At 72.3% G+C, this 23113-nt stretch carries 18 protein-coding genes and 1 riboswitch; of the genes, 8 read left to right on the forward strand and 10 right to left on the reverse strand.

Features of this window, described 5'->3' with window-relative positions:
* The first annotated feature begins 18 nt into the window (after positions 1-18).
* Positions 19-1113 carry an epoxide hydrolase family protein gene (locus tag A3CQ_RS0138905; RefSeq protein WP_020516384.1) on the forward strand — a complete coding sequence of 365 codons (1095 nt, stop codon included), beginning with the start codon at positions 19-21 and terminating at the stop codon, positions 1111-1113.
* 213 nt (positions 1114-1326) lie between these two features.
* On the opposite strand, the gene A3CQ_RS0138910 is transcribed toward A3CQ_RS0138905, so the two are convergent.
* On the reverse strand, positions 1327-2106 hold the full coding sequence (locus A3CQ_RS0138910) for a class I SAM-dependent methyltransferase (RefSeq protein ID WP_020516385.1): 780 nt from the start codon (positions 2104-2106) through the stop codon (positions 1327-1329).
* Between the two features lie 88 nt (positions 2107-2194).
* On the opposite strand from A3CQ_RS0138910, the gene A3CQ_RS0138915 reads away from it, so the two are divergent.
* Positions 2195-2734, forward strand: coding sequence for a hypothetical protein (locus A3CQ_RS0138915; RefSeq protein ID WP_026206689.1), 540 nt, complete (start codon positions 2195-2197; stop codon positions 2732-2734).
* Positions 2731-5808 (forward strand): tetratricopeptide repeat protein, encoded by a 3078-nt coding sequence (locus A3CQ_RS0138920; protein WP_020516387.1) that lies wholly within the window; start codon positions 2731-2733, stop codon positions 5806-5808. The genes A3CQ_RS0138915 and A3CQ_RS0138920 overlap by 4 nt, the downstream gene beginning before the upstream one ends.
* An 8-nt stretch (positions 5809-5816) precedes the next feature.
* Here the strand turns inward: A3CQ_RS0138920 and A3CQ_RS55615 are convergent, their stop codons facing one another.
* Both A3CQ_RS55615 and gcvP read right to left on the reverse strand, forming a co-directional pair.
* Positions 5817-6023, reverse strand: a complete 207-nt coding sequence (locus A3CQ_RS55615) for a hypothetical protein (protein ID WP_157296837.1) — start codon at positions 6021-6023, stop codon at positions 5817-5819.
* Positions 6024-6219: 196 nt separating this feature from the next.
* Positions 6220-8673 (reverse strand): aminomethyl-transferring glycine dehydrogenase, encoded by a 2454-nt coding sequence (gene gcvP, locus A3CQ_RS0138930; protein ID WP_020516389.1) that lies wholly within the window; start codon positions 8671-8673, stop codon positions 6220-6222.
* Between the two features lie 89 nt (positions 8674-8762).
* Positions 8763-8873: riboswitch (glycine riboswitch) on the reverse strand.
* 51 nt (positions 8874-8924) lie between these two features.
* Between gcvP and mgrA the strand changes: the two genes are divergently transcribed.
* Both mgrA and A3CQ_RS0138940 read left to right on the forward strand, forming a co-directional pair.
* A complete protein-coding gene (gene mgrA / locus A3CQ_RS0138935; RefSeq protein ID WP_020516390.1) occupies positions 8925-9920 on the forward strand; it encodes an L-glyceraldehyde 3-phosphate reductase in 996 nt (331 codons plus the stop codon).
* A gap of 192 nt (positions 9921-10112) precedes the next feature.
* The gene (locus A3CQ_RS0138940; RefSeq protein ID WP_020516391.1) at positions 10113-10601 is read left to right on the forward strand and encodes a GNAT family N-acetyltransferase; all 489 of its coding nucleotides are present in this window, start codon (positions 10113-10115) and stop codon (positions 10599-10601) included.
* A 25-nt stretch (positions 10602-10626) separates the two neighbouring features.
* Here A3CQ_RS0138940 and A3CQ_RS63800 read toward each other — a convergent pair whose 3' ends face one another.
* Positions 10627-13167 carry a helix-turn-helix transcriptional regulator gene (locus tag A3CQ_RS63800; protein ID WP_020516392.1) on the reverse strand — a complete coding sequence of 847 codons (2541 nt, stop codon included), beginning with the start codon at positions 13165-13167 and terminating at the stop codon, positions 10627-10629.
* A 104-nt stretch (positions 13168-13271) separates the two neighbouring features.
* Here A3CQ_RS63800 and A3CQ_RS0138950 point away from each other — a divergent pair, with 104 nt between their 5' ends.
* Both A3CQ_RS0138950 and A3CQ_RS0138955 read left to right on the forward strand, forming a co-directional pair.
* The gene (locus tag A3CQ_RS0138950) at positions 13272-13619 is read left to right on the forward strand and encodes a hypothetical protein (protein ID WP_020516393.1); all 348 of its coding nucleotides are present in this window, start codon (positions 13272-13274) and stop codon (positions 13617-13619) included.
* Complete coding sequence (locus A3CQ_RS0138955) at positions 13616-14272, forward strand: nucleotidyl transferase AbiEii/AbiGii toxin family protein (protein WP_020516394.1); 657 nt, start codon at positions 13616-13618, stop codon at positions 14270-14272. The genes A3CQ_RS0138950 and A3CQ_RS0138955 overlap by 4 nt, the downstream gene beginning before the upstream one ends.
* Here the strand turns inward: A3CQ_RS0138955 and A3CQ_RS0138960 are convergent.
* Positions 14256-15173, reverse strand: coding sequence for an oxidoreductase (locus A3CQ_RS0138960; RefSeq protein WP_040433799.1), 918 nt, complete (start codon positions 15171-15173; stop codon positions 14256-14258). The genes A3CQ_RS0138955 and A3CQ_RS0138960 overlap by 17 nt on opposite strands.
* A gap of 91 nt (positions 15174-15264) precedes the next feature.
* Here A3CQ_RS0138960 and A3CQ_RS0138965 point away from each other — a divergent pair, with 91 nt between their 5' ends.
* On the forward strand, positions 15265-15822 hold the full coding sequence (locus A3CQ_RS0138965; protein ID WP_040433886.1) for a TetR/AcrR family transcriptional regulator: 558 nt from the start codon (positions 15265-15267) through the stop codon (positions 15820-15822).
* A 521-nt stretch (positions 15823-16343) separates the two neighbouring features.
* Here A3CQ_RS0138965 and A3CQ_RS0138970 read toward each other — a convergent pair.
* From A3CQ_RS0138970 to A3CQ_RS0138990, 5 genes are all read right to left on the reverse strand, one after another.
* On the reverse strand, positions 16344-17255 hold the full coding sequence (locus tag A3CQ_RS0138970; protein ID WP_026206692.1) for an alpha/beta fold hydrolase: 912 nt from the start codon (positions 17253-17255) through the stop codon (positions 16344-16346).
* Between the two features lie 221 nt (positions 17256-17476).
* Positions 17477-18148: a response regulator gene (locus A3CQ_RS0138975; RefSeq protein ID WP_020516398.1), complete on the reverse strand. Its 672-nt coding sequence runs from the start codon at positions 18146-18148 to the stop codon at positions 17477-17479.
* Entirely contained in the window at positions 18145-19599 is a 1455-nt protein-coding gene (locus A3CQ_RS0138980; protein WP_342663733.1) for a sensor histidine kinase, read from the reverse strand. The genes A3CQ_RS0138975 and A3CQ_RS0138980 overlap by 4 nt, the downstream gene beginning before the upstream one ends.
* Positions 19600-19604: 5 nt before the next feature.
* Positions 19605-22094, reverse strand: a complete 2490-nt coding sequence (locus tag A3CQ_RS0138985; protein ID WP_020516400.1) for a DEAD/DEAH box helicase — start codon at positions 22092-22094, stop codon at positions 19605-19607.
* Positions 22095-22158: 64 nt separating this feature from the next.
* Complete coding sequence (locus tag A3CQ_RS0138990) at positions 22159-22860, reverse strand: GNAT family N-acetyltransferase (RefSeq protein ID WP_157296839.1); 702 nt, start codon at positions 22858-22860, stop codon at positions 22159-22161.
* Between the last annotated feature and the right edge of the window lie 253 nt (positions 22861-23113).

Raw genomic sequence — 23113 nt, forward strand, 5'->3', positions numbered from 1 at the left:
GTCCTAGCGTCCGGTGGTATGAGCATTCTTCCCTTCCGCATCGAGATTCCTTCGTCCGACGTCGCCCGCCTTCGTGATCAGCTGGCGGCGGCTCGCTGGCCCGTTTTCTCCGACTCCTCCGCCGGCTTTCGGGGCATATCGGACGCTCGCCTTCGTGCTCTGGCCGCCCGCTGGCAGGGCTTCGACTGGCCCGCGGCCGAGGCGCGGCTCAACTCGTATCCGCAGTTCACCACCGTGATCGACGGGCAGACCGTGCATTTCCTGCACGTGCGGTCGGCGCGGGACGACGCTCCGGCGCTGATCCTCACGCACGGCTATCCGAGCTCGCCGGCCGAGTTCCTGGGCCTGTTGCCACTGCTCGACGACTTCCATCTGGTGGTGCCGTCGCTGCCGGGGTACGCCTTCTCGACGCCGCTCTCGTCGCCCGGCTGGACCATGACGCGGACGGCCCGGGCCTGGGTGGAGCTCATGGAGCGGCTCGGCTACGACCGCTACGGGGTGCACGGCGGCGACATCGGCGCCGGCGTGTCGGGCGGAGTCGCCTCGCTGGCGCCTTCCCACGTGACCGGCGTGCACGTCGTGGCCGATCCGATGACGGCCGCGGCCACCGCCACCTTCCTGCCCGGCATGGCCGACCGCCTCGACGCCAACGACCCGGTCGACAAGCTGATCCTCGACCGGATGGAGGCGTTCCGCCGCGAAGGGTCCGGCTATCTGGCCATTCAACAATCCAGACCACAGACCATTTCGTACGGCCTGACCGACTCACCGTTGTTCCAATTGGCCTGGATAGCCGAGAAGTTCGACGAGTGGACCCGCCTCCCGTTCGACGACGACCAGCTGCTGACGACCGTGAGCCTTTACTGGTTCACGGCCTCGGGCGGGACGGCCGCGCACACCCTTTACGACCAGGCACACTCGATGGACTGGGGCGGCCCGGTAACGGTGCCGCAGGCCTTCGCAGTCTTCGGCGCCGACGAAACCGTCCGCCGCCTCGTGCCGGCGCCCGCTTCCGCTCGATGGACGGAGTTTCCGGCCGGCGGTCATTTCCCGGCCATGGAGGCGCCGGCCGAGCTCGCGTCCGACCTGCGAGCCTTCTTCGGCGCCCTCTGAGCCCCCGCGGACGGCTTGCAGCGCCGCGGGCCTTGCGGCGCGGCGGGCCTGCGGGACGGCGCGCTTTGAGGTGGCGTGCGGGCCTTGCGGCGCGGCGGGCCTGCGGGACGGCGCGTCCTGAAGCGGGGCGGGGTGCCTTGTGGCGCGGCGAGTTTGTGGCGCGGCGCGGTCTGAGGCGGCGCGGCGGGGCCCGCCCCCGGCGAGTGGCGGGACTTAGGCGTGGGCCATCGCGAGGAGGTGGGCGCTTGCGTTGATCAGCAGCGGGTCCTGCTCGACGAGCCGGGCGCAGCGCAGCGCGCCGTCCACCAGGTCGTCGAAAGCGTCCAGGCCGGCGGCGTCCAGGGCCGGCCAGGCGGGGCCTTCGATGCCGTAGACGGCCACGTTGTCCAGGCCGGTGGCGGACACCTCGGCCCTCAGTTCGTCGGCGGTGTGGAAGTGGGTGCGCATGAAACCCACGTGGCCGTCGTAGTCGCCGGTCGCGATCAGTTGCCGGATGGCCGGCTCGAGCTCGTTCGTCAGCTGCCCGTCGCTGCCGGCCTCCAGCAGCGACAGGTAGCGGCTGATTCCGGCCGCGGCCAGCAGCCCGCCCGGGCGCAGCACGCGCACGGCCTCGGCCAGGGCGCGCGCCCGGTCCTCCGCGATGGTCAGATGGTAGAGCGGCCCGAACATCAGCACGACGTCGACGCTGCCGTCCGGGACGTGGAGCTGTCGCGCGTCGCCGACCTCGGCCGTGACGCCGGGCAGGGCCGCGGACGCATCGACGTGAGCCGGCACCGGGTCGACGACGTGAACATGATGGCCGTCCGCGGCGAGCCAGGCGGCATGAATGCCGGTGGCACCGCCGACATCGAGCACACTGGCGCTGGATTCCGGAAGCCGGCGGCGGAGCAGCTCCCGCGTCCGGAGGAACTCCAGCCGGCCGTGCGCCGACCGCCGCAGCCGCGTGTCCTCGGCCCGCTCGGCGCCGTAGTGATCGACAAGCTCGCTGTCCATCGGGCCAGCATGATCAAGAACGGCCGTGCCCGCCACCCCATTTCGGGAGACCGGCCGGAACGGCTGGGCGGAGCGGGTGATACCGCGGGTGGCCGGCACGGTCCACGATGGAGTGGTGGCGGCAGGTGATCGTGTGGGCAAGTGGGCGGTGGCGTTCGCCGGTGGGGTGCTGGTCGCCGGGCTGGGTGTGTTCCTGGCGGTGCAGGGGCTGGACAAGGCCGACAAGTGGGCGAGTGTTCTCGGGCTGTTCGTGGGTCTTGCCGGGCTGGGCCTGGCGGTGGCGGGGGCAGCCGGGGCCCGCCGGAGGCGCGGTGGACAGTCGGTCAGCGATTCGGTGATCGGTGGAGGCGTGACCCAGGTTCGCGGGGTTCGAGGCAGCGTTCGTATCGCCCCGGCTCCGGCTTCGTCCGGGACACCGACCACGCCATCGCCGGGATCGCCATCGCCGGGATCGGCGGCGCCGGGATCTGCGCAGCCGGGATCGCCGCTACCGCCGGGATCGCCGCCGCCGGGATCGGCACCGGCGGCGGGCGAGGGCGGGGAGGGACAGTCGGTGGCGCGATCGTCGACGGCCGGCCCGGTGTGGCAGGTCGACGATGTCGGCGGCGATGCCGAGATCGACCGGTGACCCGACTGTGGGGCCCGCGTCCCATCTCGGCGCAGACGGTGAGCGGCAGCGTGGTCTTCGGCGACGTCGTGCAGATCGCGGGCGTGGACGGGGATGTGACCATCAGCGTGGATCGGCCCTCGTACCGGGTGGAGCCGGCCCGGGACACGGCGGTGCCGGTCGGTGTGGCCAAGGCTCGGGCGCAGCCGAGCCGGTTGCTGCTGGCCCGGCATCAGGTGGTGCCGTTCACCGGGCGTGAGCGGACGCTGGACCGGCTGGCCGCCTGGGCCGGGAGCGTCGAGCCGGTCTCCGCGCTGCTCGTGCACGGTGCGGGCGGGCAGGGCAAGACGCGTCTCGCCGGAGAGGTGGCCGCCCAAAGCCGGGCGGCCGGGTGGACCGTGTGGCAGGTGACCCATACTCCGGTCGAAGCGGGGGCGCCCGGCGGGGTGCCGGCCTCGCGGGCCGATCTGGCCGCGGGTGCCGTGCTGGTGGTGGCCGACTATGCCGACCGGTGGCCGGCCTCGGCGTTGCTGGCCATGCTGGCTCAGATGCAGGCCCTGCATGCCCGGAGCGGCGCACGTGTGCGGGTGCTGCTGCTGGCCCGCGCGGCCGGGTACTGGTGGCCGGCGGTCGCCGACCGGGCCGACAGCCGGCACGGTATCGACACCGGCCAGCTGGCGTTGCCGCCGCTGGCCGCCGACAGCGACGACGACCGGCAGAGCCTGTTCACCGCCGCCGCCGGCCGGTTCGCCGCCGCCATGGGCATCGATTCGGCGGCATGGCCGGTGCCCGATCTGGCCTCCGGTGACTATGCGCAGGTCCTGACCGTTCACATGGCCGCCCTGGCCGCCGTCGACGCGCACCGGCACGGGCATGAGACACCGGTGCGGGCGGACGCCGTGTCGGCGTACCTGCTGCGCCGCGAGCAGGCGTACTGGCGCGACCTGCACGCTCCCGGTGGGGCGATGGTGGTGTCAACCTCGCCGGAGGTGATGCACCGGGCGGTGGTCACCGCGACCCTCACCGGTGTCCAGCCCCGGCCGGTCGCCCGGCGCGCCCTGGCCTGCACCGGTTTCGCCGGCACGGCCGAGACCGCCGACCGGATCATCGATGACCACACCTACTGCTACCCGCCGGCCGCCGCCGGCAGTGTGTTCGAGCCGCTGCACCCCGACCGGCTCGGCGAGGACCTGATCGCCGCGACGATCCCCGGCCATGACCACCGCGATGACGCGGTCACCGGCCTCGAACGCGACTGGAGCCTTCGGGCGGTCGCCGACCTGCTCACCGCCGACGGGCCACCGCCGGCCTGGACGGCGGCCGCGCTCACGGTGCTGGTCGAGACCGCCCACCGTTGGCCCCACATCGCCACCGGCATTGTGTATCCCCTCGCTCGCAACCGGCCGGACCTCTTGGTCGCCGCGGGCGGAGCCACCCTCACGCGGCTCGCCGGACTTCCCGGCATCGACCCGGCCGTGCTGGAAGCCATCGAACCGCTTCTGCCGGCCGACCGGCACATCGACCTCGACATCGCCGCCGCCGCGATCACCGGCGTGCTCACCGGCCACCGCCTCGCCCACACCACCGACCCGGTCCAGCAGGCTCGCCTGCACGCCGTCCACGACTACCGGCTCGCCAACGCCGGCCGCACCGAGGAGGCTCTCGCCCCGGCCGAGGAAGCCGTCAGCCTGTACCGGCGGCTGGCCGCTTCCAGCCCGGACGCCCACCTGCCGGCGCTCGCCACGTCGTTGAACAATCTCGGTATCCGCCTGTCCGAGCTGGGGCGCCGTGAACAGGCCCTGGCTACGGCCGAGGAAGCCGCGACCATCCGCCGGCGATTGGCCGCGGCCGATCCGGACGCCTACCTTCCCGTCCTCGCCGGATCGTTGAGCAACCTCGGCAACCACCTGTTCAACCTGGGGCGGCGTGAGCAGGCTCTGGCTCCGGCCGAGGAGGCCGTCGGGCTGTATCGGCGGCTGGCCGAGTCCAGCCCGGACGCCTACCTGCCCGAACTCGCCACGTCGCTCCACAATCTCGGCACCTTCCTGTCGGGATTGGGGCGGCGTGAGTACGCCCTGGTCCCGGCCGCGGAAGCCGTCGCGATCAGAAGGCGGCTGGCCGACGCCAACCCTGGCAACTACCTGCCCGACCTCGCCATATCGCTGAACAATCTCGGGACCATCCTGTCCGAGCTGGGCCGGCGGGAGCTGGCCCTGGCTCCGGGCGAGGAAGCCGTCATCCTGCATCGGCGCCTGGCCGAGGCCAACGCGGATGCCTATCTGCCCGACCTTGCCAGGTCGCTGAACAATCTCGCCACCTTCCTGTCCAGGCTGGGGCGGCATGAGCAGGCCCTCACCCTGGCCGAGGAGGCCGTCACCGCCCGCAGGCGGCTGGCCGCGGCCAACCCGGACGCCTACCTGCCCGAACTCGCCATTTCGCTGCACAGCCTCGGCGCTTTCCTGTCCAGGCTGGGGCGGCGTGATCAAGCCCTGACCCCGGCCGAGGAAGCCGTCGCCCTGCACCGCCGGCTCACTCAGGCCAACCCGGACGCCTACCTGCCCGACCTCGCCATGTCGCTGAACAACCTCGGCTATTTCCTGTACGAGCTGGGACGGCGTGAGCAGGCGTTGGCGGCGGACGAGGAAGCCGTCGCCATCCGCAGACGGCTGGCCGAGGCCAACCCGGACGCCTACCTGCCCGATCTCGCCGAATCGTTGAACAACCTCGGGGTCCGCCTGTCCGGGCTGGGGCGAGGCGAGGAGGCATTGACCCCGGCCGAGGACGCCGTCACCATCCGTCGGCGGCTGGCCGAGGCCAACCCGGAGGCCTACCTGCCCGACCTCGCCATGTCGTTGTGGTCCTTTGCGTGGGTGTGCGTGAACGTGCGGGCCGAATTCGACAGGGCCCTGGAAGCAGTCGACGAGGCGATCAACCTCTATACGCCGCTCGTCCGGCAGCTGCCGGCGGTATTCGGCGGGCAGCTGTTCTCGGCGTACGGGACCTTGGCGGATGTGCTCGACGGGCTGGACCGTGCCGAGGAAGCAGCGGCACTGCGCCGGCAACTCGACGCACGCGGCGGCACGGCTGCCCGGTGATGCCGGATTCAGGACCGATCTGGCCGCACCGCGGGAAGTGGGCGAGCCGTCCGCTTCTCGAACCCGGCTCGCACCACCGCGGCGATGCGGCGGAGGGACGCCGCGGCGTCCCGGTCGCCGTCCTCGTCGTCCAGGACCGCCCACTGCTCGACCCAGAACGGGTCCAGCTGATCACGGAGAAATCGGATTCGTACGCACCCTGACGGCCGGAGCACGGCGTGTCGCTGCGCGGGGAGGTCGGGTGTGTCGAGGACAATGGAGCTGAACGTAAGAGAGGGCCCTTCCATGTATGAGATGGAAGGGCCCTCGAACTCCAGTGGCGTGTGCGGTCCGATCGCTCGGCCCGCCGCGCCTGCGGAGCACGCCGGCATCACCTGACCCAGCCGTGGCAAGCCCCGGTCGACTCGGTGCTCACCGCCCGGAACGGCGCCATCCCGGGGTGGCTCGGCAGTTCGGAAAGCCCTTGTCGCGAGCTCCGNTGACCCAGCCGACTCGCTCTCGCGAACCAACCNGTGTCCCGGTGCCTGCTGACCGGCCTCGAGGTCTCCCCCTTCGGCCGGGCCTCCGTCTCTGACGGCGTGCAAGATTTCTAGCCCCGCCAGAAGCCTCGCGCAAGAGGCTGACCACCACATTCTCCANCGCCCACGAGATCGGCAGGATGCCCGCCGAGCCGTGCGGGGCCGCCGAGACCGCGTGGTGGTCGCCGGGCTGCCCCGGGTTGCCGGGCAGGAAGTCGGCCAGGTGGGCGCGGACCGCGACCGGGCCGACGCCGGGACCACCACCGCCGTGCGGGATGCAGAACGTCTTGTGCAGGTTGAGGTGGGAGACGTCGGCGCCGAACTTGCCGGGCCGGGCGTACCCGACCAGCGCGTTCAGGTTGGCGCCGTCGACGTACACCTGGCCGCCCGCCTCGTGGACCTTCTCGCAGAGCGCCGCGATCGACGCCTCGTACACGCCATGGGTCGACGGATAGGTCACCATGATGGCGGCCAGCGACGAGGCGTGCGCCGAGATCTTGGCGTCGAGGTCGTCGAGGTCCACGTTCCCGAGGGCGTCACAGGCCACGACGACCACCCGCATGCCGGCCATGACCGCGCTGGCCGCGTTGGTGCCGTGCGCGCTGGACGGGATCAGGCAGACGTCGCGATGCAGGTCGCCGCGGGAGCGGTGGTACCCGCGGATCGCCAGCAGGCCGGCCAGCTCACCCTGCGAGCCCGCGTTCGGCTGCACGCTGACCGCGTCGTACCCGGTGATCTCGGCGAGCCACGTCTCCAGCTGCCCGATCAGGTGCTCGTAGCCGACCGTCTGCGACGCCGGGGCGTACGGGTGGATGTCGGCGAAGGAAGGCCAGGTGACCGGTTCCATCTCGGTGGTGGCGTTGAGCTTCATCGTGCACGAGCCGAGCGGGATCATGCCCCGGTCGAGCGCGTAGTCCCGGTCGGCAAGCTTGCGCAGGTAGCGCAGCATGCTCGTCTCGGAGTGGTGGGTGTTGAACACCGGGTGGGTGAGGAACTCGCTGGTGCGGCCGAGCGGCTTGGCCCCGCAGTCGGCGGCGGGCGCGAGGCTCACGCCGAAAGCGGCGAGCACCGCCGCCACGTGCGCGGAGGTCGTCGTCTCGTCGCAGGAGACCGAGACCTCGTCCGAGGAGACCAGTCGCAGGTCGATGCCGGCTTCGGCCGCGGCCGCGACCACCGAGGCGGCCCCGCCGGGCACGACGGCGGTCACCGTGTCGAAGAACGCATTGTGCGCGACGGTCACCCCGCCGGCGGCGAGGCTCCCCGCGATCGTCAGGGCGTGGTTGTGCACCCGCTTCGCGATCGCCCGCAGCCCGTCCGGACCGTGGTAGACCGCGTACATGCTGGCCATCACGGCCAGCAGCACCTGCGCGGTGCAGATGTTGCTGGTCGCCTTCTCCCGGCGGATGTGCTGCTCACGGGTCTGCAGGGCGAGCCGGTACGCGGGCGCGCCGTCCGCGTCCTTCGACACCCCGACCAGGCGGCCCGGCAGCGAGCGCTCGAGCCCGGCCCGCACCGCGAGGTAGCCCGCGTGCGGCCCGCCGAAGCCGAGCGGCACCCCGAAGCGCTGTGTGGTACCGGCCGCGATGTCGGCCCCGATCTCGCCCGGCGGCCGCAGCAGCGTCAACGCCAGCAGGTCGGCCGCGACGGTGACGAGCGCCCCGACGGAGTGGGCGGCGTCAACAAGGGCTGCGTGATCCCGAACCGCGCCGGAAACACCGGGATATGACAGGTGAAGTCCGAAATATTCCGCCGGCAGGGCGGCGACGCCGTCCGAGAGATCGGCGATGACCAGCGTGATCCCCAGCGGCTCGGCCCGGGTCCGCAACACCGCCAGCGTCTGCGGCAGGGTGTCGGCGTCAACCACGTACACGGAAGACTTGGATTTTGAGGAACGCCTGGCGAGCGTCATCGCCTCCGCGACCGCCGTGCCCTCGTCGAGCATCGAGGCATTGGCCGTCGTCAGTCCCGTGAGGTCGGTCACCATGGTCTGGAAATTGAGCAGCGCCTCCAGGCGACCCTGGCTGATCTCCGGCTGATACGGCGTGTAGGCCGTGTACCAGGACGGATTCTCCAGCACATTCCGCTTGATGACGGCGGGCGTGAACGTGCCGTGATACCCCAGGCCGATCATCGGCGTCGCGACCGTGTTCTTCGCCGCGATCGACCGCAATTCGGCGATCGTCTCCTCCTCCGAGGCGGCCGGGGGCAGCGAGAGAGTGCCGTGCCAGCGGATCACCTCGGGGATGGCGGCGTCCATCAGGGCGTCGAGGGACGCGTACCCGATGGTCTTGAGCATGTGGGTTTGCTCGTCATTGTCCGGTCCGATGTGCCGGGATGCGAACGTCATGGCGGCTCCAAGCGCAGAGCGAGAAGGTCGACAAGGCGGCCTCCCCCTCTGTCATACCCACCCTGGGAATGGTGAGCACTTCAGAGTCGCCTGCCCACGCGGTCCGTTTGCCTGAGAGGTTCCGGGGAGGATTTGCCCCTTCGGCGCCACCCAATCCGCGTCGGGGAACGCGGACCGGCGGACTCTCCCGCATGGCTGCCGACCAAGCTACCAGTGATCACGTTTCAAACGGATATCCCTAGGGTGGTGCTGTGACGTACAACCCCGCGGGTAACCGCTACGACTCCATGACCTACCGGCGCGCAGGCCGCAGCGGGCTGAAACTCCCGGCGATCTCGCTCGGCCTGTGGCACAACTTCGGCGAGGGCCGCCCGTTCGACCGGCAGCGCGACATCGTCCGCCGCGCGTTCGACCTCGGCGTCACCCACTTCGACCTGGCCAACAACTACGGCCCGCCAGCCGGCAGCGCCGAGACCAACTTCGGCCGGATGCTGGCCACCGATCTCCGGCCGTACCGGGACGAGCTGGTCATCTCGACCAAGGCCGGCTACTACATGTGGCAGGGCCCGTACGGCGAATGGGGCTCCCGGAAGTACCTGGTCAGTTCGTTGGACCAATCGCTGACCCGGCTCGGCCTCGACTACGTCGACATCTTCTACCACCACCGCCCCGACCCGGACACCCCGCTCGAGGAGACGATGACGGCGCTCGACGCCGTGGTCCGCGCCGGCAAGGCCCTCTACGTCGGCATCAGCAACTACACCGCCGAGCAGACCGCCCGCGCCGCCGCCATCCTCCGCGACCTCGGCACCCCGCTGCTGATCCACCAGCCGAGCTACTCGATCCTCAACCGCTGGATCGAACGCGACAACCTGCTCGACACGCTCGAGGAGGCCGGCGCCGGCTGCATCGCCTTCAGCCCCCTGCAGCAGGGCCTGCTCACCGACCGCTACCTGGGCGGCATCCCGGACGACTCGCGCGTGCGCACCAGCGTCTTCCTCAACGAGACCGACCTCGACGCCAAGACGATGGGCCGCATCAACGCGCTCAACGACATCGCCAAGCGCCGCGGCCAGTCCCTCGCCCAGCTGGCCCTGGCCTGGGCACTCCGCGACGAGCGCATGACCAGCCTGATCATCGGCGCGAGCAGCGTGGCCCAGCTGGAGAACAACATCGCCGCCGTGGGCAACCTCACCCTGACCGACGAGGAACTCGGCGACATCGACGGAACGGTCCTGGACCTGTAATGGTCTGGGTGGCACACGGCCCAAACCTCAAACCATTCGCATGTACGAGGTTCTGACCGGCGCTTGCCTTCCAGGGCGGCCGGCTGCCGTCCCGGCCGTGTGCCGCCCGCTGCGGGCTGACCTGCAACTCGGGCCGGCCGGCCCGCTGCCCACTTCCGCTAGCTGCCGCCGCTCACGCGGGGAGGGAGTCACATGACGACGCCGAGGACCGCGCGGCCCGAGGACCACGAGGCGATCCTGGCGCTGGCCGTGGACTTCTACGCCGAGGACGGCTTCGCCACGCCGCGCGCGAAGCTCTCCGAGCACCTCACCCACCTGCTGGCCAGCGACACCGCACGGGTGGCCGTGATCGACTCCGGTGGCGAGGTCGTGGCGTTCGGGATCTCCACGTCCTCGTACGGTCTGGAGAGCGGCCTGATCGCCGAGCTGGAGGACCTGTACGTCGCCCCCGCTCACCGCCGCCGCGGGCTGGCCGCCGAGCTGATCGAGGACAGCGCACGGTGGGCGGCCGGGATCGGCGCCGCTCACCTCGAGCTCGTCATCGCCCCCAACGGCCAGGACGTTTCCCACTTGTTCGCCATATATCGCGCCAAAGGCTTCGTCGACGACGGCCGCCGCCTGCTCGCTCGCGACCTGGACACCGGCGCGCCATCGGCCCCCGAGCGCAAGGCCGGCGATTAGCCGTTCGGACCGAGCGGCCGGCTGCTCAGCCGGAGAGGGCGTCGCGCAGGGAGGCGCGGGACGAGACGCCGAGCTTGGGAAACAACCGGTAGAGGTGGGCGCCGACGGTGCGCGGGGACAGGAACAGCTTCGCGCCGATCTCCTTGTTGCTCAGCCCGCTCGCGGCCAGCTCGGCGATCTCCCGCTCCTGCGCGGTCAGCGCCGACGCCCCGCCCGACGGCGCCGCGCCTCCCGCCTTCAGCTCGGCCCGGGCCCGCGCCGCCCACGGAGCAGCGCCGAGGCGCTCGAACTCCCCCGCCGCCTCGGCCAGCACCGCGCGGGCCGCCGAGCGCTCCCGCTGGCGCCGCAGCCACATCCCCTGCGCGAGCCGCACCCGCGCCCGGTCGAACGGGAACAGGGCGGCCGCCGGATGCGCCACCGCCGCCTCGAACGACGCGCCCGGCTCCTCCACCATCGCCAGCGCCGCCTCGACCAGGAACGCCAGCCGCCCGGACACGGCCGGCAACCCCAGGTCGCGCGCCGCCACCGCATGCCGCCGTGCGGCCGATGCCCGTCCGGTGTGCACCGCCGCCTCCACCAGGTCGAAGAACGTGCGTACCGCCTGCTTGGAATATGGGGTGAACGAGCCCGGCGCCGTGATTCCCGACGCATAGGCGTACGCGCTCTCGTAGTCCCCCGAGGTCAGCCCGGCCGCCGCGCCGATCGCCTCGGCCAGATCGGTCAGGTAGCCCACCCGCCGCGGACGCGCCCACCGGTCGAGCCGGTCCGCCGCCCGCCACGCCGCCTCGAGATCGCCCCGCCACGCCGACAACAGCCCCAGGAATCCGTAGAACTGATGCTCGAACAGGGCGTACCCGTGCTCGATCGTCAGCTCCAGCCCCCGCTGCCCGGTCGCCGTGGCCGCGTCCCACTCCCCGGCCCCGATCTGGTCGAGCATCACCAGCTGCAGCAGCGTCATCGCGTTGCTGACCGCGCCGCCGTCCTCCTCGCGCGCCGCCACCCGCCGTACCAGCGCCCGGTGTTCGGCCAGCGCGTCCACGTAGAACGCCGCCACCCCGAGCCGCATCACGTCCCACGGCTGGCCGTCCCCGACCCGGCCGAAGGCCTCGCGCACCCGGGCGGCCACTCCCCCGCCGGTCCGCGCCACGTCGCCCCACGCGTCCCGGTAGAGCGCGGTCAACGGGTCCCGCACCGGCGGAACGACCGCCCACAACGCCGGATCCTGCGCGTACATGCTCAGCGCGAGCAACACTGGCAGCAGCCGGCCCCGCGTCTCCGCGTCGGCGTCACCGGAGAGCGCCGCGGCGACGAGCCGATGCGCCGCATAGAGATCTCCGTCGCGATAGAACGCCGTGTAGGCGCCACCGAGCCTGGCCAGCTCCGCCCGGTCGAACAGCGCCGCCTGTGCCGCCACGAACGCCGCCTCCTCCAGCCGCGACGACCGCGAGCGCGCCGACGGACTCAGCTCGGCGGCCCGGGTCAGCATCGCCACCGCCGCCGCGGCCCCGCCCCGGGCGCTGGCCGAATGGGCCGCCTCCTCCAGCGCCGCGGCCACCTCCTCCGACGGGTCCACGGTCGCCGCCGCCAGATGCGTCGCGTACCGCTCAGCATCCGCCTCGTACCGGGCCGCGAGCCAGGCGTGCGCGGCCCGGCGCTCGTTCGGCGTCGCCGAGTGCAGCACCGCCGACCGCACCAGCGGATGCCGGAAGACCAGGTCGGCACCGGCCGGGATCACCAGCCCGGCCGCGATCGCGTCGTCCACCCCGGACAACTGATGACGCGTACGCCCGTCGAGCGCCGCCCGCAGCAGCGCGGCCCGCGAGGCCGGGGCGAGCGCCGCGACCCGTGAGCCGTAGAGCCGCTCGAGCCGGCGCGACAGCGGCAGGTCATCACCGTCCCCGGCCGCCCGCGGCAACTCCAGCAGCGCCAGCGGATTGCCCTCCGCCACCCGCAGCACCCGTTCCCGCGCGGCCGCCGGCAGCCCGGGCGCCGCACGATCGAGCAGCTCCGCTGCCGCCTCCGCGGCGAGCGGTGACACATGCAACTCCGGCAGGGCGGCCCCGTCCCACCCCGATTCGATTTCCGACCGTACGCCGGCCAGCAGGCGCACCGCGTGCACCGCGAGACGGCGCGCGAGGAACGTGCAGACCTCCGTGGACTGCGGGTCAAACCAATGCGCGTCGTCCACGACCAGCAGCAGCGGCTCGCTCCCGGCGGCCAGCGCGAGCAGGTCGAGCACCGCGATCCCGAGCGCCAGCACCGACGGCGGCTCGGCGTCGCCCCGCCCGAAGATCGTGTCGAACGCCGGGTCGACGTCGCCGGCGTGCGCTAGCAGTGGGTGGAGCAGCTGATGCAGGCCCGCGTACGCGATCGCCGACTCGGCCTCGACCCCGACCGCTCGCAGCACCCGATGACCCTCGGCCCGGGCGGCCGCCGCGTCGAGCAGCGCGCTCTTGCCGACCCCGGCGTCACCGCGGACCACCAGCGCCCCGCCGCCCGGGCCGGTGACGAACGCGGTCAGCTCCGCGAGCTCGGCGTCCCGCCCGATGATCTCTCCCCTGTGCACGGCGCGAACCTAATGCATCCCCGTGGCCCACCGCACCGCCTCTTAAGCATCCTAGGAACCTAGGTGCTTATGGTTCGGGCGGGTTGTCGGTTTACGCTGATCACATGCCCGCCCCGACGCGCGACGCACCGGTCGTCCACCTCGCCCGGCCGCACCGGCCGGTCCTGGTCGCGGGCACCCTCACTGAGCTGACCGGCCCCACGAGCGGGCTGGTCGAACTGCCGCTGCGCCTGTGGTGGGGCCCGCACGGCACGTTCGATCTGGCCGAGCCGACCATGCTCGCCTGGATGTACGAGAACGTGCTGCGCGAGGCGATCCGCGCCGGCGAGCTGCGCGCCTACCTCGACGGTCCCACCCTCGTACGCGTGTGGCCGCAGTTGAATTTGCCCCGTGCCGTGCGTGCCGCCTGGGAGGCCCGGCACCCGCGGTTGCGGATCGCCGCCGCGCGGTGACGGTCGAGGACTTCTACCGCGACGTCGCCCGGGTGGCCCTCACGGTCGCCGAGAAGCACGGCTTCGTCCTCGGCGGAGGCGTCGCGTGGCTGGTCAACGGCCTGGTCGACCGCCCCACCGAGGACGTCGACCTGTTCACCGACACGGCCGGCGGCGTCGCGGCGGCGGCCGGCGAGGTGATGGCGGCGCTCACCGCGGCCGGCTACCGGGTGGCCCGCGAGGAGGGCGACGAGCTGTTCGCCGGCATGGCCGAGGACCTCCAGGAGTTCGTGGTCAGCGCCGGCGGCCGGGCGCTGCGGCTGACCCTGTGCCGCCTGGACCGGCAGCGCGCGCCGGTGGTGATGGAGCTGGGCCCGGTCATGCACCTCGACGACCTGATCGCCACCAAGGTCGCCGCCCTGGTCAACCGGCGCGAGGTCCGCGACTACATCGACGTCGCCGCCGCCCTCGAGATCTACCCGCTCGACCACATCCTCGAGCTCGCGCGACGGGCCGACCCCGCGATCGACCCGGACGACATCGTGGACGCCGGGCGCTACCTCGACCGCCTCGACGACGCCCGCTTCGCCCTCTATGGCCTGGACGCGCCGCAGATTACCGAGTTACGGGACCGGCTGGCCGCGTGGCCGAGAGACCTCACGGGCGGAACGTGAGGCCGGTCAGCCGTTCGCTGGTGGTCCAGAGCCGCTCACCCTCGCCGGGATCGCCGGCGCCCGCGGGCAGCCGGACGGGCCTGGGCGTGCCGGAGGTCTGATCGCGCCCGGCCGGGCCGATGAACTCGCCGCTGGTGACGCCTGGGCTGGTCGCGGCGTACAGGGAAGGCCAGGCCGCGCCCTCGGCCGATCCCATCAGCAGCCGCTCGGCCAGCGGGGTGAGCAGCCGGGCCAGGCCGGTGCCGCTGTGCCGCTGCAGATCGGTCATCGCCGAGCCGGGGTGGATCACGGCCGCCGTCAGCGAGGTCCCGGCCGTACGACAGGCCAGCTCGAGGGTGTAGACGACGTTGGCGCGCTTGGACTTGGCGTAGGCGCTCATGCCGCGGTACCGCTTCTCGCTCATCAGGTCGTCGAGCTTCCCGGTGGGCCAGCGGGCGGCGATGGCGCTGACCGTGACCACGCGCGGGGCGGCCGAGCGGCGTACCGCGGGCCAGACCTGGGCGTCGAAGGCGAAATGGCCGAGATGGTTGGTGCCCACGGTCATCTCGAACCCGTCGCGGGTGGTCCGGCGCTCGGGGAGGTTCATCACCCCGGCGTTGTTGATCAGCAGGTCGACGGTCTCGGTCTCGGCGATCCGGGCGGCCGCCTCGCGAACGGAGGCGAGGTCCGACAGGTCGAGCACGAGAGTGCCGGTCTCCGCCTGCGGCGCGTCCGCGCGGACGGCCTCGACCGCCCGATCGAGCCGGGCCTTGTCGCGGCCGGCCAGGATGACCCGGGCGCCGCGGGCGGCGAGCACCCGGGCGGTCCGCAGGCCGATGCCGCCGGTCGCGCCTGTGATCAGGGCGGTGCGCCCGGTCTGGTCGGCGATGTCGCCGGGGGTCCAGTGGCTCACAGGATCCATCTCCCATCGCTAATAAACGAATGTTCATTAACGATGATGGGGCGCTCCGGAGTCGTTGTCAAATGAATGTTCATTAACTAGGGTGTACGGGGTGCGCACCCGTGACCCCGAGGGCAAGAAGCAGCAGCTGTTCGACGCCGCACTGGCGGAGTTCGCCGAGTTCGGCGTGGCCGGGGCCCGGGTCGACCGGCTGGCCAGGCGGGCGGGAATCAGCCCCGGCCTGGTCTACTCGTTCTACAAGGGCAAGGCCGAGCTGTTCGACGCCGTCTTCGACCACATCGTGGAGCTGACGGTCGCCACCGTCCCGATCGACCCCGACCGGCTGCCGGACTACGCGGGCGACCTGCACGACGCCGGCGCCGCACACCCCGAGGTGCTGCGGTTCCTGGTCTGGTACCACCTCGAGCGCGGCGAGGTCGCCCAGCGCGCGGCGGTGACGACGGCGATGGCCGAGAAGGTGGAGGCGATCGCCGGGGCACAGCGTCGCGGCACGGTCAACCCGGCCGTGCCCGCCGAGCAGCTCCTGGCGCTGGTGCTGGCGATCGCCAACATGTGGCATCAGCCGGGCGAGGACCTGCGCCGCCTGGTCCCCGAGCCCCGCCGCCGCGCCGTCGTGACGGAGGCGGTCGCCCGCCTGGTGTCGCCGTGAACACGGCGTGTCGCTGCCAGGGAAGTCGGGAGCGTCGGAGATGATTGAACGTAAGAGAGGGCCCTTCCATGTATGAGATGGAAGGGCCCTCGAACTCCAGTGGCGTGTGCGGTCCGATCGCTCGGCCCGCCGCGCCTGCGGAGCACGCCGGCATCACCTGACCCAGCCGTGGCAAGCCCCGGTCGACTCGGTGCTCACCGCCCGGAACGGCGCCATCCCGGGGTGGCTCGGCAGTTCGGAAAGCCCTTGTCGCGAGCTCCGGTGACCCAGCCGACTCGCTCTCGCGAACCAACCTGTGTCCCGGTGCCTGCTGACCGGCCTCGAGGTCTCCCCCTTCGGCCGGGCCTCCGTCTCTGACGGCGTGCAAGATTTCTAGCCCCGCCAGAAGCCTCGCGCAAGAGGCTGACCACCACATTCTCCAAGATTTTCGGGATGGCCCACCTCATCCACAGGCCCACCCCCGTTACCCCCAGCCCACACCGAGTTATCCACCGGTTCATCCACAGGCCGGCCGGCGGGGATCAGACCGCGAGGCGTTGCGACGCCGGGCGGGCGCCGACCAGCTCCGGCTCGTCCGGTGCGGCCAGCCACGAGAGGATGCTCGGGAGCACCTCCATGGCGCCGAAGTGGGCCATGTCCATCTGGACCTCGATCTCGGCGCCGGGGATCCTCTCGGCCAGCCAGCGGGTGTGGCTCGCCGGGACGACGTTGTCGTTGGCGCCGTGCCACAGGCGTACCCGCTGCCGGATGCTCTCGAGGCTGAAGCCCCAGTCGCGGCGCAGGGCCAGGGTGTCGTCGATCCAGCCGTACGGGCCGGTGCGCAGGGCCTCGGCGTAGGTCTCGAGGAGCAGGCGCTCGATCGTCACGTCCTGGACCACGCGGCGGTCGGGGGCGCTGATCTGGCCGCGCAGGGCCTCGAGCAGGCTGGCGGGGCTGCGCCGGGTGCGGTCGGCCTGCAGCCGGAGGCTCTCGATCAGCTTCAGCTCGTCGCTGCGCGCGGTGGCGAACTCGCGCACGTTGGCGTCGTTCATCCCCGCGTACCACTCGATGTCGTCGGCGTCGTAAGGGGCGAGGCTGACCAGGACGGCGGCGCGGGTGACCCGGTGGGGCAGCAGCGCGGCGGCGGCCATTGCGTGCGGCCCTCCGCCCGAGCGCCCGACCACGGCGAATTTGTCCAGGCGCATCTCGTCGGCGATCGTGGCGATGTCGGCGGCACAGGAAGCCACCGTGCGGCCGGCATCGCGGTCGGATCCGCCGTACCCGGGCCGGTCGTAGCTGATCAGCCGCACACCCCGCCGGTAGAGGACGGCGGCTCGCGGCCGGGGACCGATGCGGCTGCCGGGCGTACCGTGCAGGAGGAAGACGGGAGCACCGTCCGGATCACCGGTCACCTCGTAGCGGAGCTGCCGGCCGCCGGGCGTGGCCACATCCAGATACGCCGGGGCGACCCCGTTGTCGGGCGCGCCGGAGGACTCGTAGCCGGGACGCCGACCGCTCGGCGTCGCGCTGTCGCTGGACCACTCCGTCACGAGTCTCTCCCCGCCGTCGTTGGCGAAAACGGCCACGAGTCAGGCTACTGACGCTCCGGTGGCACCACCAGTATCCGCGTCACACGCCAGCGTGGCGTCGCGAATGGTGAACACCCGACCGAAAGTCAGGGCTGGTAGCGGTACCCCATGCCGGGCTCGGTGAGCAGATGCCGGGGCCGGGTCGGGTCGTCCTCGAGCTTGCGCCGCAGCCGGGCCATGTACTGCCGCAGGTAGTTCGTCTCGGTCCCGTACTGCGGACCCCACACCTCGTGCAGCAGCTGCCGCTGGGTGATCAGCTTGCCCGGGTTGCGCAGCAGCTGCTCCAGCAGTTGCCACTCGGTCGGCGTGAGCCGCTGGTCCGGCGTGATCGTGTGGTCGCTCAGATCGATCGTGTAGCGGCCGACGGTGGCGGTCGCCGCGCCCCCCTGATCCAGCTGGTGGGAACGGCGGGTCACGGCCCGGATCCGGGCGAGGAGCTCGTCCACGCCGAACGGCTTGGTCACGTAGTCGTCGGCCCCCGCGTCCAGGGCCGCCACCTTGTCGGTGCCCTCGGCGCGCCCGGAGAGCACGATGATCGGCACGGTGCTCCACCCGCGCAGGCCGCGAATGACCTCGGCCCCGTCCATGTCGGGCAGGCCCAGGTCGAGCACGATCAGGTCCGGCGGGTGCGCGGCCGCCGCGTGCAGGGCGCCGGCCCCGTCAGCCGCGACGTCCACGTCGTACTTGCGGGCGCGCAGGTTGATCCGCAGCGCCCGCAGGATCTGCGGGTCGTCGTCGACGACGAGAACGCGGGTCACTCAGGCCTCCCGGCCACTGAGCCGCCGGCGGCGGCGGGCAGCGTCAAGATCATCGTAAGGCCCCCACCGGGGGTGGCGGCGGGGCGGAGTGTCCCACCCATCGCCTCGGTCAGTCCGCGCGCCAGTGCCAGCCCGAGCCCGACCCCGTCGTGCGTGTGCCGGTCGCCGAGCCGCTGGAACGGCAGGAACACCTGCTCCCACTGCTCCTCGGGGATCCCCGGACCGTGGTCGACGACCCGCAGCTCGACCATCTCCCCGCCGGCCGTCCCGGTGACCGCCGGCGGCCGCCCGGGCGGGCTGTACCGCAGCGCGTTGCCCACGATGTTCACCAGCACCCGGTCGAGCAGTCCCGGGTCGGCCCGCACCGCCGGCAGGTCGTCCGGCAGCTTCACCACCACGGTCCGCCCGGCCGGGCCCAGCTCGTCCAGCGCCCGCGGCACCATGTCCTCGAGCCCCACGTCGGCCGGCATCATCCCCAGCGTCCCCGCCTGCAGCCGGCTCATGTCCAGCAGGTTCGCCACCAGCCCGGCGAGCCGGTCGAGCGACTCGTCGGCCGTGGCCAGCAGCTCCTCCCGGTCCTCCGGGGCGAACTCGACCTCGCGGCTGCGCAGCCCGGCCACGGCCGCCTTGGCCGACGCGAGCGGCGTACGCAGGTCGTGGCCGACGGCGGCGAGCAGCGCCGTGCGCACCCGGTCGCCCTCCGCGGCCCGGGTGAGCCGCTGCTGGCGGAGCGCCACGACGGCCTGGGCCGCGAACGCCCGCACGATCCGCCGGTTGGCCTCGCTGAGCGCCGGCCCGCGCAGCACCAGCGTCGCCGTCTCCTCGACCGGAACCCGCAGCACACTGTCGGCCGGGTCGGCGGCCGGGGAGACGACCACCGCCGCGGGCTGCCAGCCGCCGGGCGCGGCCTCCAGCAGCGTGACCGAGGTCAGGTCGAAGGTGTCGAGGAGCTGGCGGAGCAGGGCGTCCAGCGGGTCGGCCCCGCGCAGCACACCCCCGGCGATCGTGGCCAGGGTGCGGGCCTCGGCGGCGGCCCGGTCGGCTTGCCGGGTGCGGCGGGCGGCCAGGTCGACCACCCAGGACACCGCGACCGCCACCACGACGAAGACCGTGACCCCGACCAGATTGGAGCGGTTGCCGATGGCCAGGGTGTGCAGCGGCGGCACGAAGAAGTAGTTGAGCAGTACGAAACCGCCGACCGCCGCGACCAGGGCCGGCCACAGGCCGCCGACCAGGGCGACCGCCACCACCGCCGCCAGGAACAGCGGAATGTTGCCGGTCAGCTCGAGCCCGGTGGCGGCGGCGACCGCCGCGACCAGCGGCAGCCCGAGCAGGGCCAGCCCGAACCCGGCCAGCCGCCGCCCCCGCGTCAGCGGCCCGGCCATCGGGCGGGCCAGCGGGCGGCGGGGCCGGCCCGGACGGGCGGTCCGGTCGCCGCCGGGGCCGGACATCGACATCAGCCGTGCGGGCCGACGGCCGTCACCGCCACCGCGGCGGCGCCGGCCTCGTCGGAGGCGGCCAGGTCGACCGTGGCCGAGATGCCCCAGTCGTGGTCGCCCTCCGGGTCCTCGAAGACCTGACGCACGGTCCACGCGGCGGGGCCGGCGTCGATGTGCAGGAACGCCGGACCCCGGGCGGCCGGCCCGGTGCCGATCTCGTCGTACTCCTCGAAGTACGGCGCCATCGCGTCCGCCCACTGGTCCGCGCCCCAGCCGCTCGCGCCGTCGAGCTCGCCGAGCTCGTCCCAGCGGCGCAGGGCGGCCAGCTCGACCCGGCGGAACAGCGCGTTGCGCACCAGCACCCGGAACGCCCGCGCGTTGCGGGTGACCGCGGGCGGCAGGTCGTCGAGGCGTACCTCTGCGGGCTCGGCACCGGGATTGCGCAGGCGCTCCCACTCGTCGAGGAGGCTGGAGTCGACCTGCCGGACGAGCTCGCCGAGCCACTCGATGAGGTCGGTGAGCTCCTCGGTGCGCGCGTCCTCGGGGACGGTCTGCCGCAGCGCGCGGTAGGCGTCCGCGAGATACCGGAGCACGAGCCCCTCGGAGCGGGACAGCCCGTAGAACGAGACGTACTCCGTGAAGGTCATCGCCCGCTCGTACATGTCGCGGACGACGCTCTTCGGCTTGATCTCGTAGTCGGCGACCCAGGGGTGGCCGCGCCGGTACGTCTCGTACGCCCCCTCGAGCAGCTCCAGCAGCGGGCGCGGGTGGGTGACGTCCTCGAGCAGCTCCATCCGCTGCTCGTACTCGATCCCCTCGGCCTTCATCGCGTTGACCGCCTCGCCGCGGGCCTTGGTGCGCTGGGCGTAGAGCACCTGGCGCGGGTCCTCGAGGGTGGCCTCGATGATCGAGACCACGTCGAGCGGGTAGTCGGGCGCCTCCCGGTCGAGCAGCTCCAGGCAGGCCAGGGCGAACGGCGACAGTGCCTGGTTCAGCGCGAAGTCGAGCTGGAGGTCCTCGACAAGGCGATAGACCCCGTCCTCCGTACGCTCGATGACCCCGCCCGCGATCAGGGCGCGCGCGATGGCGATGGCGCGCCGGATGTGCCGCCGCTGAGCGGCCGGGTCCTCGTGGTTGTCGGTGAGTAGGTGCCGCATGGCGGCGAACGGGTCCCCGCCGCGGGCGATCACGTTGAGCAGCATCGCGTGCGAGACCTGGAACGAGGAGGTCAGCGGCTCGGGGTCGGCCGCGACGAGCCGGTCGAAGGTGGCCTGCCCCCAGCCGATGGTGCCCTCGGGCGGCTTCTTCCGGACCACCTTGCGGCGCTTCTTCGGGTCGTCGCCGGCCTTGGCGAGGGCCCGCTCGTTGTCGATGACGTGCTCGGGGGCCTGCACGATGACCGTGCCGAGCGTGTCGAACCCGGCCCGGCCGGCCCGCCCGGCGATCTGGTGGAACTCGCGCGCCTTGAGCAGCCGCGTCTTCACGCCGTCGTACTTGGAGAGGCCGGTGAACAGCACCGTGCGGATGGGGACGTTGATGCCGACGCCGAGCGTGTCGGTGCCGCAGATCACCTTGAGCAGCCCGGCCTGGGCGAGCGTCTCCACCAGACGGCGGTACTTCGGGAGCATGCCGGCGTGGTGAACGCCGATGCCGTGCCGCACGAGCCGGGACAGCTGCTTCCCGAAGCCGGCGGTGAACCGGAAGTTGCCGATGGCGGCCGCGATCGCGTCCTTCTCGGCGCGGGTGGCCATGTTGACGCTGGTCAGGGACTGCGCGCGGTCGAGGGCGGCGGCCTGCGTGAAGTGCACGATGTAGATCGGCGCCTGGTGGGTCTGCAGCAGTTCCTCGATCGTCTCGTGCAACGGCGTCATCGCGTACGAGAAAATCAGCGGAACCGGCCGCTCGGCGCTGGCGACGACGGCGGTCTCGCGCCCGGTGCGCCGGGATAGGTCGTCCACGAAGCGGGTGGTGTCGCCGAGCGTGGCCGACATCAGGAGGAACTGGGCCTGCGGCAGCTCGACCAGCGGCACCTGCCAGGCCCAGCCGCGGTCGGGCTCGGCGTAGAAGTGGAACTCGTCCATCACGACCAGCCCGGCGTCCGCGTCGGCGCCCTCGCGCAGCGCGAGGTTGGCCAGGACCTCGGCGGTGCAGCAGATGATCGGCGCGTCCGGGTTGACGCTGGCGTCCCCGGTGAGCATGCCGACGTTGTGCGCGCCGAAGATCGCGCAGAGGGCGAAGAACTTCTCGCTGACCAGCGCCTTGATCGGCGCGGTGTAGAACGTCGTGCGCTCGCTCGCCAGCGCGATGAAGTGCGCGCCGGTCGCGACCAGGCTCTTGCCGGAGCCGGTCGGCGTGTTCAGGATGACGTTCGCCCCGGTGGCCAGCTCGATGAGCGCCTCCTCCTGGTGGGTGTACAGGGCGAGGCCCTGCTCGGTGGCCCACTTCTGGAAGGCGTCGAAGACCGCGTCGGGGTCGGCCGTGCCGGGCAGGCGATCCGTCAGCGTCATGGTGTTCAACCTTACCGATCCTTCAAGGTCGTCGAGGACGTAGGGGCCGGTTCCGTCACTTGGCTCACCGGTGGTGCCACCAGGTGATGCCCTCGCCGATCCGGGTGAAGCCGCACGTGCGGTACAGCAGCTCGCCCTCCGGGGTGGCGTTCAGGACCGCATGCCGGGCCCCGGACTGTTCGGCCGCCGCGCAGACGGCCCGCAGCAGGCCGGTGCCGTATCCCTGCCGGCGGAACGGCGTCCAGACGTCCATGTCGAAGACGCCGGCCAGGTCACCGTCGAGGAACGACCAGGCCCGGCCGGCGAACCGCCGGTCGCCCGGCGTGTAGGCGGCGGCGTACCAGGCCCGGGCCGGCCGGCGGCGCGCCACGGCGAACAGGCGCCGATATCCGGGGTCGTAGCGTTCGTAGTCGTCGCTGTCGGCCTGCAGCTCCACCCGCGGGTCGGCGTCCCCGGCCACGTCGGCCAGGTCCGCGGCCATCCACCACGGCGACCAGCCCCGTTCGAAACCCGCCTCCCGCAGGGGCGCCGTATCGACGCCGAGGCCCAGCCACACCCCCACGATCGGCGCCCGCCGATCCCGGGCGCGCTCGACGCCGCGCCGGAGGGCCTCGGTGCTCATCTCGTCGGGGAACATGAGGTTCAGGCCGTCCGGCCCGTCGATCCAGGTCAGTCCGCCATCGGTCGCGACCTCACCGCCGCACGACTCCGCCCGGAACCGATACCAGTTCGCCTGCACGCGCTCGCAGTCCGCCACCGTAACCACGGCGACGATCCTGCCAGCCCGTTGCGCGGGTCTCGCGGCGGCCTGTGGATGAACCGGTGGATAACTCGGTGTGGGCTGGGGGTAACGGGGGTGGGCCTGTGGATGAGGTGGGCCATCCCGAAAATCTTGGAGAATGTGGTGGTCAGCCTCTTGCGCGAGGCTTCTGGCGGGGCTAGAAATCTTGCACGCCGTCAGAGACGGAGGCCCGGCCGAAGGGGGAGACCTCGAGGCCGGTCAGCAGGCACCGGGACAC

It is taken from the genome of Paractinoplanes globisporus DSM 43857 (genome assembly GCF_000379645.1).
Classification (GTDB): Bacteria; Actinomycetota; Actinomycetes; order Mycobacteriales; family Micromonosporaceae; genus Actinoplanes; species Actinoplanes globisporus.

Bases quoted from the DNA above. Each gene is read 5' to 3' on its own strand.
- A3CQ_RS0138905 (WP_020516384.1), top strand. From the start codon at position 19: ATGAGCATTCTTCCCTTCCGCATCGAGATTCCTTCGTCCGACGTCGCC.
- A3CQ_RS0138910 (WP_020516385.1), bottom strand. From the start codon at position 2,106: ATGGACAGCGAGCTTGTCGATCACTACGGCGCCGAGCGGGCCGAGGAC.
- A3CQ_RS0138940 (WP_020516391.1), top strand. From the start codon at position 10,113: ATGACGACGCCGAGGACCGCGCGGCCCGAGGACCACGAGGCGATCCTG.
- A3CQ_RS0138950 (WP_020516393.1), top strand. From the start codon at position 13,272: ATGCCCGCCCCGACGCGCGACGCACCGGTCGTCCACCTCGCCCGGCCG.
- A3CQ_RS0138960 (WP_040433799.1), bottom strand. From the start codon at position 15,173: ATGGATCCTGTGAGCCACTGGACCCCCGGCGACATCGCCGACCAGACC.
- A3CQ_RS0138980 (WP_342663733.1), bottom strand. From the start codon at position 19,599: ATGTCCGGCCCCGGCGGCGACCGGACCGCCCGTCCGGGCCGGCCCCGC.
- A3CQ_RS0138985 (WP_020516400.1), bottom strand. From the start codon at position 22,094: ATGACGCTGACGGATCGCCTGCCCGGCACGGCCGACCCCGACGCGGTC.